The sequence below is a fragment of the Comamonas sp. A23 genome (assembly GCF_004522605.1).
GTDB classification, from domain to species: domain Bacteria; phylum Pseudomonadota; class Gammaproteobacteria; order Burkholderiales; family Burkholderiaceae_C; genus Comamonas; species Comamonas thiooxydans.
In genome coordinates this window covers 1-16836 of the sequence record NZ_RSDT01000001.1, presented here as the reverse complement: position 1 = coordinate 16836, position 16836 = coordinate 1, and the positions used below count along the sequence as shown (strand labels likewise).

At 61.7% G+C, this 16836-nt stretch carries 15 protein-coding genes; 12 read left to right on the top strand and 3 right to left on the bottom strand.

What is annotated here, in order from left to right; all coding sequences use genetic code 11:
- Positions 1–16 precede the first annotated feature (16 nt).
- Positions 17–997: an alpha/beta hydrolase gene (locus EIC84_RS00075; RefSeq protein WP_034361233.1), complete on the bottom strand. Its 981-nt coding sequence runs from the start codon at positions 995–997 to the stop codon at positions 17–19.
- A gap of 564 nt (positions 998–1561) precedes the next feature.
- Between EIC84_RS00075 and EIC84_RS00070 the strand changes: the two genes are divergently transcribed.
- From EIC84_RS00070 to EIC84_RS00050, 5 genes are all read left to right on the top strand, one after another.
- Complete coding sequence (locus EIC84_RS00070) at positions 1562–1870, top strand: DUF3649 domain-containing protein (RefSeq protein WP_003061494.1); 309 nt, start codon at positions 1562–1564, stop codon at positions 1868–1870.
- The gene (locus EIC84_RS00065; protein ID WP_003061492.1) at positions 1867–3579 is read left to right on the top strand and encodes a PepSY domain-containing protein; all 1713 of its coding nucleotides are present in this window, start codon (positions 1867–1869) and stop codon (positions 3577–3579) included. Before EIC84_RS00070 ends, EIC84_RS00065 begins: the two co-directional genes overlap by 4 nt.
- 2 nt (positions 3580–3581) lie before the next feature.
- Positions 3582–3941, top strand: a complete 360-nt coding sequence (locus tag EIC84_RS00060) for a DUF3325 domain-containing protein (RefSeq protein ID WP_003061490.1) — start codon at positions 3582–3584, stop codon at positions 3939–3941.
- A 340-nt stretch (positions 3942–4281) separates the two neighbouring features.
- Positions 4282–4998, top strand: coding sequence for a DUF4198 domain-containing protein (locus EIC84_RS00055; RefSeq protein ID WP_034361231.1), 717 nt, complete (start codon positions 4282–4284; stop codon positions 4996–4998).
- 45 nt (positions 4999–5043) lie between these two features.
- Complete coding sequence (locus EIC84_RS00050; RefSeq protein WP_003061486.1) at positions 5044–7269, top strand: TonB-dependent siderophore receptor; 2226 nt, start codon at positions 5044–5046, stop codon at positions 7267–7269.
- A 145-nt stretch (positions 7270–7414) separates the two neighbouring features.
- On the opposite strand, the gene EIC84_RS00045 is transcribed toward EIC84_RS00050, so the two are convergent.
- The gene (locus EIC84_RS00045; protein ID WP_003061484.1) at positions 7415–8386 is read right to left on the bottom strand and encodes an AraC family transcriptional regulator; all 972 of its coding nucleotides are present in this window, start codon (positions 8384–8386) and stop codon (positions 7415–7417) included.
- Positions 8387–8529: 143 nt separating this feature from the next.
- Between EIC84_RS00045 and EIC84_RS00040 the strand changes: the two genes are divergently transcribed.
- Positions 8530–9702: an FAD-dependent monooxygenase gene (locus EIC84_RS00040; RefSeq protein WP_003061482.1), complete on the top strand. Its 1173-nt coding sequence runs from the start codon at positions 8530–8532 to the stop codon at positions 9700–9702.
- A 470-nt stretch (positions 9703–10172) separates the two neighbouring features.
- Here EIC84_RS00040 and EIC84_RS00035 read toward each other — a convergent pair whose 3' ends face one another.
- Positions 10173–10697 (bottom strand): MarR family winged helix-turn-helix transcriptional regulator, encoded by a 525-nt coding sequence (locus tag EIC84_RS00035; RefSeq protein WP_003061480.1) that lies wholly within the window; start codon positions 10695–10697, stop codon positions 10173–10175.
- 178 nt (positions 10698–10875) lie between these two features.
- On the opposite strand from EIC84_RS00035, the gene EIC84_RS00030 reads away from it, so the two are divergent.
- The 6 genes from EIC84_RS00030 to EIC84_RS00005 all read left to right on the top strand — a co-directional run.
- Entirely contained in the window at positions 10876–11859 is a 984-nt protein-coding gene (locus EIC84_RS00030; protein WP_003061477.1) for a tripartite tricarboxylate transporter substrate binding protein, read from the top strand.
- Between the two features lie 116 nt (positions 11860–11975).
- Positions 11976–14282 carry a xanthine dehydrogenase family protein molybdopterin-binding subunit gene (locus tag EIC84_RS00025; protein ID WP_034361223.1) on the top strand — a complete coding sequence of 769 codons (2307 nt, stop codon included), beginning with the start codon at positions 11976–11978 and terminating at the stop codon, positions 14280–14282.
- The gene (locus tag EIC84_RS00020; protein ID WP_003061474.1) at positions 14275–15156 is read left to right on the top strand and encodes a xanthine dehydrogenase family protein subunit M; all 882 of its coding nucleotides are present in this window, start codon (positions 14275–14277) and stop codon (positions 15154–15156) included. The genes EIC84_RS00025 and EIC84_RS00020 overlap by 8 nt, the downstream gene beginning before the upstream one ends.
- Positions 15153–15632 (top strand): (2Fe-2S)-binding protein, encoded by a 480-nt coding sequence (locus EIC84_RS00015; protein WP_003061472.1) that lies wholly within the window; start codon positions 15153–15155, stop codon positions 15630–15632. Before EIC84_RS00020 ends, EIC84_RS00015 begins: the two co-directional genes overlap by 4 nt.
- A complete protein-coding gene (locus EIC84_RS00010) occupies positions 15622–16425 on the top strand; it encodes an SRPBCC family protein (RefSeq protein WP_003061470.1) in 804 nt (267 codons plus the stop codon). The genes EIC84_RS00015 and EIC84_RS00010 overlap by 11 nt, the downstream gene beginning before the upstream one ends.
- A gap of 107 nt (positions 16426–16532) precedes the next feature.
- Positions 16533–16836: porin (locus tag EIC84_RS00005; protein WP_134737283.1), on the top strand; the 304-nt coding region annotated here is incomplete at its 3' end.

Below are 16836 nucleotides of genomic sequence, written 5' to 3'. Positions count from 1 at the left end.
GGTTCTCACTCTGGTTTCAATTCAATCCAAACGCGCCGCGCAAGGCCTGCGCCATGTCCCGGTGCGCCTGACGCGCCTCGGCAATCACGCGCCCCATCTTGACGAACTCATGGGTCACGCCCTTGTAGATTTCCAGATCCACAGGCACGCCTGCCATGCGCAACTTGTCAGCATATTCCACGCCCTCGTCCACAAGGGGATCGCACTCGGCCAGGCCGATCCAGGCGGGTGCGACATCGTCGACATCGGGAGCCAGCAAAGGAGCGAAGCGCCAATCCTCGCGATCCTGGCGTCTGGCGATATATTGCGCAAAAAACCAGGTGATGGAAGCTTCTTCAAGAACCAGTCCATGGGCAAAGCGGCGATGGGAGTCGGTATCCTGGTGCGCCGTGGTTCCCGGATAGATCAGCAGCTGCAAGGCAAGCTTGAGGCCGGTGTTGCGCGCTTCGATGGCACAGGCTGCCGCCAGCGTACCGCCGGCGCTGTCGCCACCGACAGCCATGCGGCTGCCATCCGCCCCCAGGCTCGCCGCATGGGCCGTCAGCCACTGCAGCGCATCCCAGGCATCGTCATGTGCAATGGGGAACTGAAACTGCGGCGCCAGGCGGTAGTCCAGCGACACAACCATACAACCCGCCAGGTGTGTAAGCTGGCGGCAAAGCTGGTCATGCGTGGCCACGCTGCCTACCGTAAAGCCGCCACCATGCAGATACAGCAGCGCAGGCAAGCCCGCAGCGGGGGCCTCATCGCGGGTCACAGGAGCATAGAGGCGGGCCGGCAGATTCGCTCCGTCGCGTGCGGGAATCTGCAGGTCCTCCACACGGGGCAAGGCCTGCTTGGGGATTTCAAGCACGCCGGCGCCAGCTTCATAAGCCGCCTTGGCAGCTTCCGCACCGAGCTCGTGCATGGGAGTGCGCGCGGCCCGCTCCATGCGACGCAGCACATCGCGCATGGATGGTGTCAGACTGGCTGGCAAAGCCGCAGAGGAATCGGACATGATCACGACGATTAAAAAACACAGGCTGGCATTGTGCGTTGCAACTCCGAAGTCTGCAGGCCAATGCCGACAATTGTTGGTAATCGATACCGTCGCAGACGTTCCATGGAGCCAGCCCATGACAAGCAGCAGCACGGCGGCAGCCGCGGGATTCCGGTAAAGCAGGACCTGCGGCAGGAGCATCCAGACCGTCAGTCCATAGAGCAGGCCCGACATGCCGACATCGTCGCCCACCTGAGCCGAGGTTAACCACAACAGCAAAGAGACCAGAACGGCCAGAGAGCCCATGCAGGGCCTGTGCATTTAGGCCCTGTAAGCCGAATCACAAATAAATAACAATCATTCTCAATTTCATCTATAATCGGCTTTACATTTCTTCGCATGCCAGCATGATTTCTTGACACAAGCCAGCCAGCGAACCGACTGCATCGTTTGGTTGTCTGTCATGCTGAGCTCTCCGTATACCTGCTTTTCCTCGCCAAGGGTGATTCACCCGCGCTTTGTCGTTGCAGCTCCTGTCTGCGGCAATTCTTGCCGCCCAGCTCCAGCGCATCAGGAGGCGGTATGAAAGCCACATCGCCCCTTATTCACTACCGCCTTGCGGTTGCCTCGCGCAGTTTGGCTGCCATCCTTGGAGGCTATGCGCTGGCCGCAGTCAGTACGGCTGCCCTGAGTCTGCTGCTGAGTTCCCTGATGGGCCGCGTGGAGGCGGTGATGACAGCTACCTTGCTGTCCTGGGTCATCTACGCCATGGCTATTGCCTGGACCTTCTATGCACGCACGGCTTGGCTTGCCTGGGCCGGTGTACTCCTTCCTGCCCTAGCCCTAAGCGCAGCGCTGTATGGGCCATTGTGGTTGGGGGTGGAAGCATGACCGCCCCTCAAACCAAGACAAGCGCCAGAACCACGCACCAGCCCGAGCAGGAGGGTTTTCGCCAAGCCATGTCCTGGCTGCATACCTGGTCGGGACTGATTCTGGGCTGGCTTCTGTTTGCGATTTTCGTCACCGGCACGCTGAGCTTCTTCAAGAACGAATTCAATCTGTGGATGCGACCCGAGCTGCATGGTCTGCCACTACCCGACAGCGACGTTGCGCAACGCGCCCAGGCGGCGCTGCACGAGCACGCGCCGGGAGTCAGCAACTTCATCATGCGTCTGCCCGATGAACGCACGCCGGCCGTCAATGTGCTGTGGCGCGACAAGCCCAACAGCCGCTTCGACACCTTGCTGCTGCACCCGCAAACCGGTGCCGCACTGCAGGCCCGAGAGACCGCTGGCGGAGAATTTTTCTACCGCTTCCATTTCGAGCTTCGCACCGCTCACAAGGGCCGCTGGACGATCCAGGGCCGCTGGGTGGTGGGCGCGGCGACGCTGATGATGTTCATTGCCTTGCTGACCGGCGTGATCACGCATCGCCGCATCGTCAAGGACTTCTTCACCTTTCGCCCGCGCAAGGGCGGACAGCGCGCCTGGCTGGACGCACACAACGTCTCGGGGGTACTGGTGCTGCCGTTCTATCTGATGATTACGTTCAGCGGTCTGATGATCTTTCACGCCATGTATATGCCGGCCGGCATAGCCGCCGCCTACCCTGGTGCGAAAGGAACGGATTCGCAAAGCTATTTCTCCGAGTTGCAGGGCGATGTTCCCGGTGCGCGCAGCGCCAGGCGTGGCAGCAACGCACAGGCCGAACCCCTGCCCATGCTGGATCTGGCCCCCATGCTGAGCCAGGCCAGTCAGCTGTGGCAGGGCGGTCGTGTCGGCAGCATCACCGTGCGCAGCGACAGCCAGGGCCCGCTGGTGGAGATCACCCGCCACGACGGCGACAGGCTGCAATACGGACCAGCGCGGCTGCGCTTCGATGGCCGCACCGGCCAGCTGCAAACCCAGGTCGATCCACAAAGCCCAGCCATCAAAACCTATGGCGTGCTCTATGGCCTGCATCTGGGGCGTTTCGCCGACATCGGGATGCGCTGGGTGCTGTTTGGCTTTGGCGTCATGGGTTCGCTGATGATTGCCTCGGGCCTGATACTGTGGTCGGTCAAGCGCCGCACCCAGGCCCTGCGCAAGACACCTGCCGCCCCCCTGCCCTTTGGCGAACGGCTGGTGGCAAGTTTCAATATCGGCCTCATGGGCGGCCTGCCGCTGGCGATCGCGGCCTACCTGCTGGCCAACCGGCTGCTGCCATTGGAGATGCCAGGCCGCCCCGATGCCGAACTGTCCTGCTTCTTCGGCACCTGGGCTCTGGCCTTGCTGCTGGGCCTGATCCGGCCCACGCGCCAAGGATGGGCACTGGTTCTGGGCATGGCCGCCACCGCATACCTGCTATTGCCTTTGGTCAATGCCTTGACCACCTCAACTCATCTGGGCATCAGCCTGCCGGCCATGGAGTGGAGCTGGGCCGGCATGGATTTGAGTTTTGCGGTCACGGGGCTGATGCTTGCCGCCCTCACCCGACATCTGCTGAAACACAGGCCCCTGCCCGCAGCCAGACATGCGCCCCCCGCCAAGGCCGCGGCAGCCCCTGGACGCAAGCCCGGCTCCCAAGGGATCCCTGGCAACAACACTGCGCAGGAGGCATAGCAATGCTGCTCGACTTTCTGTTGTGCTTTGCCGCCTGGACGGCTCTTGCCCTGGCCATGGACCGACACCATGAAGACGCTTGGCCGGATATCGAGAGTGAAGCTCCCGCCGCAGTACTGCGCCGCCAGCGCCTGTTCCAAGCCGGCTGGATCCTGCTGGCCTTGTCACTGGGCATTGCTCTGGGCTTTCCGGGCGCAACCACCGCAGCCATGTCGGCCACCGTGTGGACGGCCGCTCTTTGCCTGGCGGCTCTGGCCGCCACCAGCATGGCGACCTGGCAAGCGCAGCGCCTGCCTCTGTTTGGCTTGATGGCACTGGCACTGGGAATACTGGTTTTTACCTTCGACCGCCTCGGTCCTTGACGGACTGCACTCAGAACCTGCAGGGGCCACGAATCAGAGAGTCGCTGAGCATCAATGACTGAGAACCCAGGCAGCTATTGATGCAACAGGAATCCCGATCATGACCGGGCAAGGACATTGCATGCGCATCGCGATGCAGCAGCCGCCTCGGCCCTTGCATGGCTGGCCGTGGCCAATCGATTGAACAAGAGGTGCAAGGAAAGAGCACAGGGCCATACAAGAGATCAACAGGCGCTCTTTTCTTGGAGTCCAGACCGGTGCTTGAGTCTGGATATCGGGCAGAAGACCTTCACTCGTGCAGAGCAATTCATTCACCTATCCAGCATCCAAGGAGATTTTCATGCGCAATTTTTATCATCCCATTGCTCTCGCCACTCTGCTGCTTGCCAGTCTGGGCACAGCCCATGCTCATCAAGTCTGGCTGGAGAACGATGGCGGCCAGACCCAGTTGTTTTTTGGCGAGTTCAATGACAACCTGCGCGAGACTTCGCCCGGTGCATTGGACAAATTTCTGGCCACACCCACGCTGGCCCAGCAAACAGCCAGCGGCACGCTGCAACTGAGCGGCCAGCGAAATGCCACGGGTTTCAGCTACAACGCGGCAAACCAGGCCCAAACCCTTTTTGCCAGCGCCTCCTATCCCTTGATCGACCGCAGCAAGCGCAATGAGCCAGCTTTGCTGTGGGTACCTGCGGCCCGCTGGGTAGCAACGCCGACACAGGCCGTGGCCGTCAATGCCCAGGCCCTGGATTTGGTGCCCACGGGCCAGCCGGGCCAATTCATGGTGAGCTTCAACGGTCAGGCCCTGCCCAAGGCCAAGGTGCAAATCGTCGCCCCCTCGGGCTGGTCGCGCGAGGCGCAAAGCGACGAGCAGGGCCGGGTCAACTTTGCCTTGCCCTGGAAGGGCCTGTACGTGGCCGAAGTGCATCACAGCGACAAGCAAGGCGGCGAAGCGCAAGGCAAGCGCTATGGCGAAGCCAGCTATGTGACCACGTTGAGCTTCAGCGTCAAGGACGGCATGCCATCCCCCGCCCTGCCGTCCGCCATCAAGCCCTGACGCAGAGCCTCCCATTCACTCCAGCAACCGCTCCAACCAACCCTGATGGTCATTGTCCGTGACCATCTATTTGACAACAGCATCATGAACTACCCATTCCCCGGCGTACCCAGCCGACCATCGCTGACCTTGCTCAGCGCCCTGGCCTGCCTGAGCCTGGGCACTCAGGCACAGACCTCGCTTCCCGCACCCAGCGCAGACGGCAGTGCCGAAGTCATGCTGGCCCCCGTTACCGTGCAAGACAGCCTGGCCGGCGAAACTGCCACAGGTCCGGTCAGCGGCTTTGTCGCCCGGCGTGCGATCTCGGCCACCAAGACAGATACACCCTTGATCGAAACGCCGCAATCGATCAGCGTGGTCACGCGCGACCAGTTCGAAGCCCAGGGCGTGACCACACTGCGCGAAACCACACGCTACACGGCGGGCATCAACTCCAGCTATTTCGACAACCGCGTGGACTCTTTCAAGGCCCGCGGCGGTGATGTCAGTCAGTACCAGGACGGGTTGCTGCGCACTTACGGCACCTACAACAACATCAAAGTCGAGCCCTACACGCTGGAGCGCGTGGAATTCCTGCGCGGCCCCTCCTCCGTGCTTTATGGCCAGGGCAGCGTGGGCGGTGTGCTCAACCTGACCAGCAAACGCCCCCAGGCCGAGCGCATGCGTGAGGTGCAGATACAGCTGGGCAGCCACGGCCGCAAACAGATTGCCAGCGACATGACGGGCGCCATGGACGACGAAGGAAAGTGGCTCTACCGACTGGTGGCCGTTGGCCGCGACAGCAACACCCAGGTCGATCATGTCAAGGACGACCGCGTGGTGATTGCGCCTTCGCTGACCTATCGTCCCAGTACCGATACCTCGCTGACGCTGCAAGCCCTGTACCAAAAGGACAAGAGCGGCTCCATCACCCAGTTCTTTCCCTGGCAGGGCACGCGCCTGCCCAGCCCCTACGGACAGATTCCGACAAACACCTTTATCAGCGAACCGGACTGGGACAAGTACGACTCCGAAAACAAGTCCTTTGGCTATCTGTTCAGCCATCGTCTGAGCCCTCAATGGACACTGCGTCAGAACCTGCGCCGCACCATCAGCGAGGTGGACTACCGCACGCTCTACACCAGCTTTGCAGCCAACGCAGCCACGGGCCGTCCGGCACGTCCGGTGTTTGACGCCAACGGCCGCACCGTACAGCGCGATGCCGTATGGCAGATCAATGGCGGACGCATGCTGCTGGTCGACACGCAGCTCGAAGGCCTGCTGCAAACCGGTGAGGTTCAGCACCAGCTGCTTGCAGGCATGGACTGGCAGCGCAACACCAGCAACCAATCCAGCTGGCGCGGGCCAGGCACTGCGCTCGATGTCTACAACCCCGTGTATGGCACGTTCACGCCGCCCTCGGCCTCCCGGCTGGTACGTGCGCCCAACGTGTCACAGCGCCAGCTCGGTTTCTATCTGCAGGACCAGTTGCGTTGGGGCCCCTGGACCGCGACAGTAGGCTTGCGTCACGACAAGGCCAAAACCGAGACCGAAGGTCGCCCGGCAGCGGCTGCCGACGACTCTGCCACCACCAAGCGCCTGGGTGTGACCTATCAGGCCGGTGGCGGCTGGGCTCCGTATGTCAGCTACACGGAGTCCTTCCAGCCACTGGGCGGCGTGGACTTCTACGGCACGCCGTTCAAGCCCCAGCGCGGCAAGCAGTTGGAAGCCGGCGTGAAATGGATTCCCGAGGGCAGAGGCATTTCTGGCTATGCCGCGGTTTACGGCCTGCGCGAACAGAATCGCAAGACCAATGATCCGGGCAACCCGCTCAACAGCCTGCAACTGGGCGAGGTCAAAACCCAGGGCTTTGAAGCCGAGCTGATCGCAAGCCTGGCCAGAAACTGGGACTGGACGCTGGCCTATGCCTATACCGACGCAAAAATCAGCCGCAGCAATGCTGGCGACCAGGGGCAGCGCGTGGCCTCGGTATCGCGCCATATGGCCTCCAGTTGGCTGATGCATCGATTTGCCGCTCAGGGCCGCGGAGGCTGGAGTCTCGGCGCCGGTCTGCGCTATATCGGACCACAGTGGAGCGGCACCTCTGCCATCGACACGCCCTCATCCCTGCTGGCAGACGCGATGGTGGCCTATGACGCCGGCGACTGGCGCCTTGCCCTGCATGCCAACAATATCGGCGACAAGGTGGTGATCACCCAATGCCTGTCGCGCGGCGACTGCTTCTACGGCGAACGCCGCAACTTTCTGCTGACTGCCACCTATCGTTACTGAACGGGCAGGCAATGCGAACAATGCCCAGCCGCCACTATGGATCCGAGGCGAAGGCGTCAAAGACACCTTCTCTGCAGTTTGTGAGGTCGGCTGGCAAGGCAGGCTGCGTTTGATTGAAGTGCTGCACGCAAGCGGCTGGAGAACCTCATTTCAGCGCAGCAAATTCGTTTCTGAGCGCCTTGGCGCTGCGCTGATAGGCGCGCGGTGGCAAACCGCACCAGCGCTTGAAGGCGCGGGCAAAAACACGCTCTGACTCGTAGCCGCAATCCTCGGCGATCTGGGCCAGCGGCAAACCCGATTCCAGTTGCTGGGCTGCATGGGCCATACGCTGCTGCTGCAGATAGGCCATGGGCGATTCTCCAACCAGCGCCTTGAATTTTTCGGCAAAGAGCGAGCGCGACATAGCCGCCTCCCTGGCCAGGGCCTGCAAGGTCCAGCCATGGCTGGGGCGGCCGTGGATGGCGGCCATGGCCCTGGCAATCTGCACATCGGCCAGGCCGCGCACCCAGCCTTGACCGCGCTGCTGCTGTGCGGCGAAATGGTTGCTGAGCACGTGGATCAGGACCAACTCACCCAGGCGCGCGGCTGCCAAACGCCAGCCGGCGCGTCGCGCCAGCGAGTCCTCTATCAGAGTCTGCAGCATATTGCCCAGCATGGCCGGTGGAGCGGCCTGCGCTGCAGGTATGTGCAGCAGCGGCGGCAGCAGAGTCAATATGGAGTGCCGGCAGTAGGCAGATATCCAGAGCAGCACCGAATCGATGCGGGTCTGGGCCCCGCCTCCGCCATGCTCGAACGTCAGAGGATTCTCGTCCTTCGGCCCCTGGGCAAAGCGTTCGATCATGCGTGCGAACGGAACCGGTGCCAGCGCGAGGTCCGACGCAATTACGTGCGGACTGCCCAGCGGCAACACCACCAGATCGCCAGGCAAAACCAGCAACGGTGACTGGCCTTGTACTTGCAGCCAGTACGGCTGTCCCTGGGCGATGCGGATCATGGTCCCCGGCACTCCCTCGGACGCCAGCGCCCAAGGCTCACCCAATGAAAAGCTGGCCGTCACCGCGCGCTCGGCTCGACAGATGGCCAGCACGTCGCTTAAATGGTCGCTGCTTTGTTTCATGGAGGATTCCGGACGATTTGTGTCATTTTATGGATGCTTTGCGCTTCACGTGACAGGCGGCCTTGTCGACACTGGCAGGCACCGTATGCGGGCTGCCTGCGCAGCCCGGAACGTGCAAACCATACCCATATCAAGGAGCAAGCATGTCCAAGACACGATTGAAAATAGGCATTGTGGGAGGCGGCATTGGTGGCCTGGCCGCCGCCAACGCGCTGCACCGCAGCGGACACGAGGTGACGGTGTTCGAGCAGAGCCGGCAATACCTGCGCGTGGGCGCCGACATCAATCTGACGCCCAATGCTGTGCGCGCACTAGACGGACTGGGCGATGCCATTGCGGCTGCCGTACGGGCTTCGGCAGCCCGCCCAACGCACCGTATCAGCCGCACCTGGGACAACGGCGAGGAAACATCGCGCCTGACCATGGGCAATGAGGCCGAGCGTCAATACGGTGCGCCACAACTCACCATCCATCGCGCCGACCTGCTGGCTGCGCTGGCCGATGCCTTTCCCCATGAGCAGGTGAAGTTCGCCAAACGCGTCAACCGGATTGTGCAAACCGATGCCGGTGTTGCCGTGGAATTTTCCGACGGCGCGCGAGTCGATGGACTGGATGCGCTGATAGGCTCGGACGGAATTCATTCGGTGGTGCGCACATCCCTGTTTGGCGCAGAGAGCCCACGCTTTACCGGTGTGGTGGCATTTCGCACCGTGGTGCCCACCGAGCGTGTGCGCCATGTTCCCGATATCGGGGCCTTCACCAAATGGTGGGGACCGACTCCTGACAGCCAGATCGTGACCTTTCCGCTCAATCAGGGCCGCGACACCTTTATCTTCGCCACCACGGCGCAGGAATCCTGGCATGAGGAATCCTGGACCACCGAGGGCAGCGTGACCGAACTGCGCAGCTTTTATGCCGGCTTTCATCCACATGCACGAGCCTTGCTGGATGCGTGTGACAGCGTGCTCAAGACGGCTTTGTATGAACGCGACCCGCTGCCGCACTGGTCGCAGGGACGAGTGTCGCTGCTCGGCGATGCCAGCCATCCCATGATGCCGTTCATGGCCCAGGGCGCCGGCATGGCTATCGAAGATGCCGTGGTGCTGGCCCGCAACCTTGATGCAGTGCAGGATGCCGAAGGCGTTGCGCAAGCCTTGCAGAACTACGAGGCCATGCGCAAGCAGCGCACCAGCCAGATCCAGATAGGCTCGCGAGGCAATAACTGGCTGCGTGCCGGAGGCAATGCCGACTGGGTCTATGGCTATGACGCGTGGCAAGTTGCTTTGACGGCCGAGCCGGTTGCCTGCTCTACCTGAACGACAGTACACCCCGGCAGTGTTGCCCTGCGCAGCGCCTTCGGGGGTTGATGGTGCGGTCTTGAACGGGCATCGTGGCGCTGTCGGCATCTGGCGAAAAGCCACGGTGCATGGCTGGCAGGCGCCCATGCCTTGCTTGGCCCATTGCATGAGCCTGCCTCTGCCCATGAGCAAGAAAACAGGCGTCTGCGGGAGCGCATCGATCCGGATCTCGCCAAGCGCTGCTGACTTGCGAGACATGTCAGAGGACGGTGACGAGCGGCCTCGGAAGCCAGGCGAGAAAGTACTGGCCTGTGACTTCCGGCCGCTGCTTTGGAAGTTGCGGACCCCGGCCCTCATTCTCAAATGGCGCATCAACCGGCGAAGCACATTTAATGTGCGGATGACCCCGCCTGCAGCATGCGGAAATTCGTGCGTCTATATGTGTTGCAACAGCATTCTGGCGGTTGTCCAACACAGGGACACAGGAACTATTCCAGACCTGCTTCATCCTCGCCGGACAAAGCGCCTGCTTTCTCGCAATGTGCACGCAAGCGCATCAGCGCGTTGTACATGGCATTGCGCTCATCTTCAGGCAATGCCCGAATGGCGGCAGCCTGGCTGGCACGCGCCAAGGGCATGACCTGTGCATGCAGGGCCTCGCCCTGTTCGGTGACCTGACAAAAAATCTTCTTGCGCGGCGTATTGCCTTCACCCTGCAGATCCACCAGGCCTTTGGCTTGCAGCCGCTTGAGAGCGCGGCTCACCAAGGCCTTGTCCGAGGTGGACTGAATGACCAGATCCGAGAAGGCCAACCGCTTCGAGTGAGCAATCAAGGCCAGCAAGCGCCACTCAGAGACCGTCAGATCGTGTTTCTCGGCATAGGGCACGGTAATCGTGCGCCGCAGAGCATTTCCCACCTGGCTCATCAAGGTGGTGATGAAGTCGTCCACCGTCAGTCCGTCGCCTTGCGCATTGAGCTGCGACCAGGGCGTTTCGCATGTTTTCTTGTTCATGCGCCATTGTTCCATCCGAATTAACAAATTCATATGTCAATAGTGAAAACGGCAATTTGATCGATCAACCATAAGCGTATAACTCCGTCTATTGTTTCTTTTGCGATTCAATGTTTCACTTATGAATCATTTGAGATCGCACGCCAGATTTATACCCACGGCCCAAGGAGAGGCGACCATGTCAGTTGATAGACGCCAGTTTTGCTTTACCGCTCTTGCCTGCGGCACGCTGCTTACGCAGCCGGTGCTTGCCGAAGAAAGTTATCCGAGCAAGCCCATCACGGTTATCGTGTCCTACCCGCCGGGCGGGGATACCGATGCAATCGCCCGCCTCTTTGCCGACAAGCTCAGCCACAGGCTCAAGCAGACCGTGCTGATCGACAACCGCCCGGGTGCCGGCGGGGCGATAGGCAACGGCATGGTGGGGCGTGCACGCTCCGATGGCTACACATTGCTGTTCACTCCCAACCCCTTCACCACCGCCCCCCTGGTCATGAAGCTGTCGGGCGCTGCAGCCTACGACGTACTCAACGGCTACGAAGCCATCATCAACACCGCCACCCAGCCCCTGGTGCTGGTCACGAGCCCCAAGCTCGGTGTCAAAAACCTGCCCGAACTGATTGCCAGGGCCAAGAGTGGCGCCACCGTCTCCTATGCCAGCCCCGGCGCCGGCTCGCCCATGCACATCGCCGGCGAATGGCTGAACAAAGCCGCTGGCGTCAAGTTGTCCCATGTTCCATACCGCGGCGTCGGCCCGTCGGTAACCGATGTCGTGGCCGGCCATGTCGATACTGCCTGGGTCACTTTCGGGCCTGTGCGCCAGTATCTGGACTCCGGCAAGCTGGTGGCGCTGGCCATCGGCGATACCAGGCGTTCATCGCTGGCACCTGCCGTTCCGACATTGACCGAGCTGGGCTACAAGGATGTGGTGGTCAGCGCCTGGAACGGCTTCTTCGCGCCGAAAAAGACTCCGGCAGCGGTAATCAATCTGCTCAACGAGCACCTCAATGCCATTTTGCGTGAGCCCGAAGTCGTGGAAAAACTGGCTGTCTTCGGCGCCCTGCCTGCGGGCGGGTCGCCCAAGGTGCTCAGCGATCTCAATCAACGCGAGTACATGGTGATGGGCAAAGCCATCAAGGAACTCGGCATCGTGGCCGAGTGACACCAATGAATCGTTCAGGCGCAGTCCTGGGCGATTCCAACAGACCTCTATATGACTGAAGTGGCACAAGCCTCTGGTCCGCAGCGACCCCGGGCCTTCCGCTGCGAGGTACGGATATGACATCTGCTCTTTCATCTCGATCCACGCTGGGCATGGACACTCCACAGGTGACGGCCAAGGCAAAAGTGCTTGGTCGGGCCATCTACGCAGGAGATCTCAAGCTTGCCGGCATGCTGCATGGCAAGGTTCTGCGCAGCCCTTACCCGCATGCGCGCATCGCTCGCATAGACACCACCGAGGCGCGCGCGCTGCCTGGCGTCAAGGCGGTCCTGACCGGCGAGGATGCGCCCGCCAATCTTTGGGGGGCGCATCACAAGGAGCGCGCCGTCCTGGCCAAAGGCGTGGTGCGTTATTGCGGCGAAGAGGTGGCCGCCGTGGCCGCTGTTTCCGAAGAGATCGCACGCGACGCGCTGGATCTGATTCGGGTGGAATACGAAGAACTGCCCGCCATTCTGACGCCCGAGGAAGCCATGGACGAGGAAGCCTTCGGCATCCATCCAGGGCGCAACAATGTGGCCCAGCATATCCAGTTCGAGCGCGGTGACGTGGAGGCAGGCTTTGCCGCCGCGGATCTGATTCACGAAGCCACCTACACCACGCATTCTCAATACCCCGGCTATATGGAGCCCATGGCCACGGTGGCCTCGCTGGACCCCGATGGCCGGCTTGTGCTCTATACCTCGACCCAGGCAGTGAATCTGGTGCGCATGCAGGTGGCCATGACCCTGGGTCTGCCCATTTCCCACGTGCGCGTGATTCAGGCCGCGACCGGAGGTGGCTTCGGCGGCAAGATCGTGGAGGACGACAACCAGTTGCTTGCCGGCCTGCTGGCTCTGCATACCCGACGTCCGGTGCGGCTGGTCAACAACCGCCTGGAGGACTTCCAGGCCGCATGTGCCAGCGTGCCCGAGCGCATCACCCTCAAGCTGGGCATGCTCAAGGACGGCTGCATTGTCGCCAAGCAGGTTCGCATCATTGCCGAATGCGGTGCATATGCAGGCCTTGCCGGTGATGTGATGCACGTCAGTGCCATGCGCAGCGACAACATGCACCGCAATCCCAATGTGCGTTCTGAAGCGACGCTGTACTACACCAACAATCCGCCACGCGGTGCCTTCCGGGGCTTTGGCGGAACCCAGATGCAGTTTGCGCTCAACAGCCATATCCACACCATGGCGGAGAAACTGGGCCTGGACCCGGTGCAGGTGCACAAGCTCAACGCGCTCAAGGCCGGTGATGTCTCGATTCACGGCTGGCATATCGGCAGCACAGGACTGCTGGAGTGCATAGACATGGCAACCAAGGCCATAGGGAGGGCAAGCAAACGCCAACGCGTCAAGGCCAGTGGCATCAAGCGCCGCGGCGTGGGCATGGCAGCGGCCATGCATGTGAGCGGCAATCGCACCATAGGCAACTGGGATGGATCGACGTTGGTCATCAAGATCAATGAGGACGGTCGAGTTTTCCTCATCAGCGGTGAATGCGATATGGGCCAGGGAGCGAGCACCATGCTCAGCCAGATCGTGGCCCATGAACTGGACCTGCCTCTGGCCGATATTCATGTGCTTGCACCCGACACCGATGTCGCACCAGTGGCCGTGGGTACTCTGGCTTCACGCGTCACCATGTCGGGCGGCAACGCGGCCATCATCGCTGCGCGCAAGGCGCGGCAAGAGTTGCTGAGCCTGGCTGCCGAGCGCCTGGGTGCACCGCACGACGCGCTGACGCTGAAAGGCGGTGCCGTCTATGTGAGCGCGGAGCCTGAACGCCGCAGCACCGTGGCCGAGCTGGCACGCCAGCATATCTGGCGCCATGGTGGAGGTGGTATCCAGGTCGCCGGAACCTGGGACCCCAAGACCGTCATGCATGACGACAAGCTCTACGGCAATATCGCCGCTGCCTACTCCTACGCCGCCCAGGCCGTTGAAGTCGAAGTGGATATCGAGACCGGCCAGGTCAGCGTCATCGACAGCTATGTCGCCGACGACTGCGGCAAGGCGCTCAACCCCACTGCGATTCACGGCCAGACCAATGGCGCCACCGTTCAGGCCATAGGCTGGACGCTGTATGAGCAGTTGCACTACGAGGGCGGGCGCCTGGCGAACGGCAATTTCGCGGACTACAACATGGCCACCGCCGATGCTGTTCCCATGCTGCGTGGCGGCCTCGTGGAGTCCAACGACCCCAATGGTCCCTATGGCGCCAAGGGTGCCAGCGAAACCGCCATCCTGCCCGGCGCACCAGCCATTGCCAACGCTGTCTATGACGCGATTGGCGTGCGCATCACAGATCTGCCAATCACCCCGGAAAAAGTGCTGGCTGCATTGCGCGACAAGCAGCAGCAAGGAGCAAGCCATGCGTGAATTTGATTTTGCAGAGCCCCACTCCATCGAGGAAGCAAGCCAGCTGCTGGCTGAATACGGCGACGATGCACGCATCATCGCGGGCGGATCGGCGCTGATGCTGGCCATGCGCCAACGCATGCTCGCGCCCACGCACCTGATTTCAGTGGCGAAGCTGCCCAGACTGCATGGCATTGACTTTGATCCGCGCAAAGGTCTTCGTATCGGGGCCATGAGCCGCCATATCGACGTGGCTCGCTCCGAACTGGTGAAAACGCATGCCCCGGTGCTGGCCCGGATGGCCGCCCAGGTGGCCAATCCACAGGTGCGTAACCAGGGCACGATTGGCGGCAATCTCTGTTATGCCGACCCATCCACGGACCCGCCCGGCTGTCTGATGGCCCTCGACGCCTCGGTCGTGCTAGGCAGCACACGCGGAGAACGCGTGTTGTCGATGGAAGAGTTCCTGGTCGACTACTACACCACGGCCATGGAGAGCGATGAGCTACTGCTGGAAATCCGGGTGCCGCTGCAGGCGCCCGGCACTCAGGGGGAATACACGCGCTTTCTGCGCACGGCAGCAGAGCACCGCCCCCTGGTCAGCGTGGCCCTGGTCGTGCAAAGAGAAGGGCAGATATGTCACCAGGCACGTCTGGCTGTGGGCGCATCCACGCCCATTCCCACCAGGCTGCGCCGTGCCGAAGACTGCTTGCGCGGCAAGACCATGAATGCGCATCTCGCTTCAGAGGTCGCAAGCATCGTGGCCGAGGACATCCAGCCGGTCTCCGACCTGCGCGGCAGCAGCGAGTTTCGCCGCGCCATGGTGCGCACGGTGACCCGCCGCACGGTGGCCACGCTGTTCGGAATCGATATCAATGAAGGAGTTGCCGCATGAGCACGCATCACATCGAATGCCAGGTCAACGGCGAATCGCACAGCGCCGAAGTCGCATCACGGCGACTGCTATCGGATTTCCTGCGGGACGACCTGCACCTGACCGGCACCAAACGGGGTTGCGAGACCGGCACCTGCGGCGCCTGCTCGGTGCTGCTGGACGGTGAAGTCATCAAATCCTGTCTGATGCTGGCCGTGCAGGTTCAGGGGCGCAGCATCACCACCATCGAAGGGCTGGCCGCCAACGAGCAGCTGCACCCCCTGCAGAAGAACTTCATGCAGTGCGGCGGCCTGCAATGCGGCTACTGCACGCCGGGTTTCATCATGGCCTCCTGCGACCTGCTCAAGAACACGCCCCAGCCCAGCTGCGAGGAAGTTCGCCACGGCCTCAGCGGCAATCTCTGCCGTTGCACCGGCTACACCCAAATCGTCGAATCCGTGCTGCATGCGGCACAGGAGATGCATCATGGAAATTGAAAAAACCCTGACCGTTTCAGCCCCTCCTCAGCAGGTCTGGGATCTGCTCCTCAATCCCCAGATCATGGCCGGCGCCGTGCCTGGGATGAAGTCCATCGATGTCATCAGCCCCACGGAATACGTGGCGGAGATGCACCAGAAGATTTCCTTCATCAGCGCCAAGTTCAAGCTCAAGACCAGGATCGTCGAGCAGAAGGCTCCGGAATACATGCGCGTGGAAGGCACCGGCGAGGATGCCTCGGTGGCCAGTTCGCTCAAGCAGACCAGCGAAGTGTTCCTGACGCCTGCTGCCAACGGCGGAACGGATCTGCGCATCAAGGTCAATGTCGACGTGCTGGGCCGCCTGGGCGCCTTCGGCCTGTCGGTCATGAAAACCAAGGCCGACCGTCTCTGGGAAGAGTTTGGCAGCAATCTGGCTGCTCGCATCGAGGCTGGTGGCTTGATCGTTGATGCCGCACCACATTCCTCCGCCAGCCCCTCGACAGCGCCCACCATGCCTTCATTGGCCAAGCAAGCTGTCGCGAGCCCTGAGATCAAACCTGTCGCCGCATCGACCATCTCCTCTAGCGTAGTACCGCAGGGACAGATGGAAGCAGCCATCACAGCCTCGACACAGGACACATACAGCGAAGCCGGCTGGTGGGCCCGTATCTTCGGAGGTACCCGCAATGCACGCCGCGCCGGCCAGGTCATACGCGTAGAAGTGCGTCAGATGGACAAGACGATCTGTGTCGAGTGGCCTGCCACATCTGCATCCGAATGCCGGGAATGGCTCCAGTCTCTGCACAAGTAAGCACTGTTTTTGCACCGACCAGCAAGGAGGCTCACGACTCAATAGCTCCATCACATCAAGCCACGCATGCAAAAAATACTGAACGACATTAAAAATTGGAGACATTCATGCTGAAGAAGGTAGCGAGCGCCATTGCGCTTCTGGGGGTGGGAGGATTGGCACATGCACAATCGTCCGTACAGATTTACGGCATCATGGACACGGCCGTCGAAACCATGAACAACGTGGGCGCAACCAAGTCCAGCCTCACACGCATGCCCAATCTGGCGGGCAGCGTTCCATCGCGCCTGGGCTTTCGCGGCCGCGAGGATCTGGGAGGCGGATTGAGCGCATCCTTCACGCTGGAGATGGGTATCGGCCCCGACAGCGGAGCTCTCAATCAGGGCGGTCGCGGTTTCGGCCGCCAGTCCT

Excerpts from the sequence above, each read along its gene's own strand:
- EIC84_RS00075 (WP_034361233.1), bottom strand. The coding sequence starts at position 997 with ATGTCCGATTCCTCTGCGGCTTTGCCAGCCAGTCTGACACCATCCATG.
- EIC84_RS00070 (WP_003061494.1), top strand. The coding sequence starts at position 1,562 with ATGAAAGCCACATCGCCCCTTATTCACTACCGCCTTGCGGTTGCCTCG.
- EIC84_RS00065 (WP_003061492.1), top strand. The coding sequence starts at position 1,867 with ATGACCGCCCCTCAAACCAAGACAAGCGCCAGAACCACGCACCAGCCC.
- EIC84_RS00060 (WP_003061490.1), top strand. The coding sequence starts at position 3,582 with ATGCTGCTCGACTTTCTGTTGTGCTTTGCCGCCTGGACGGCTCTTGCC.
- EIC84_RS00055 (WP_034361231.1), top strand. The coding sequence starts at position 4,282 with ATGCGCAATTTTTATCATCCCATTGCTCTCGCCACTCTGCTGCTTGCC.
- EIC84_RS00050 (WP_003061486.1), top strand. The coding sequence starts at position 5,044 with ATGGTCATTGTCCGTGACCATCTATTTGACAACAGCATCATGAACTAC.
- EIC84_RS00045 (WP_003061484.1), bottom strand. The coding sequence starts at position 8,386 with ATGAAACAAAGCAGCGACCATTTAAGCGACGTGCTGGCCATCTGTCGA.
- EIC84_RS00040 (WP_003061482.1), top strand. The coding sequence starts at position 8,530 with ATGTCCAAGACACGATTGAAAATAGGCATTGTGGGAGGCGGCATTGGT.
- EIC84_RS00035 (WP_003061480.1), bottom strand. The coding sequence starts at position 10,697 with ATGAACAAGAAAACATGCGAAACGCCCTGGTCGCAGCTCAATGCGCAA.
- EIC84_RS00030 (WP_003061477.1), top strand. The coding sequence starts at position 10,876 with ATGTCAGTTGATAGACGCCAGTTTTGCTTTACCGCTCTTGCCTGCGGC.
- EIC84_RS00025 (WP_034361223.1), top strand. The coding sequence starts at position 11,976 with ATGACATCTGCTCTTTCATCTCGATCCACGCTGGGCATGGACACTCCA.
- EIC84_RS00020 (WP_003061474.1), top strand. The coding sequence starts at position 14,275 with ATGCGTGAATTTGATTTTGCAGAGCCCCACTCCATCGAGGAAGCAAGC.
- EIC84_RS00015 (WP_003061472.1), top strand. The coding sequence starts at position 15,153 with ATGAGCACGCATCACATCGAATGCCAGGTCAACGGCGAATCGCACAGC.
- EIC84_RS00010 (WP_003061470.1), top strand. The coding sequence starts at position 15,622 with ATGGAAATTGAAAAAACCCTGACCGTTTCAGCCCCTCCTCAGCAGGTC.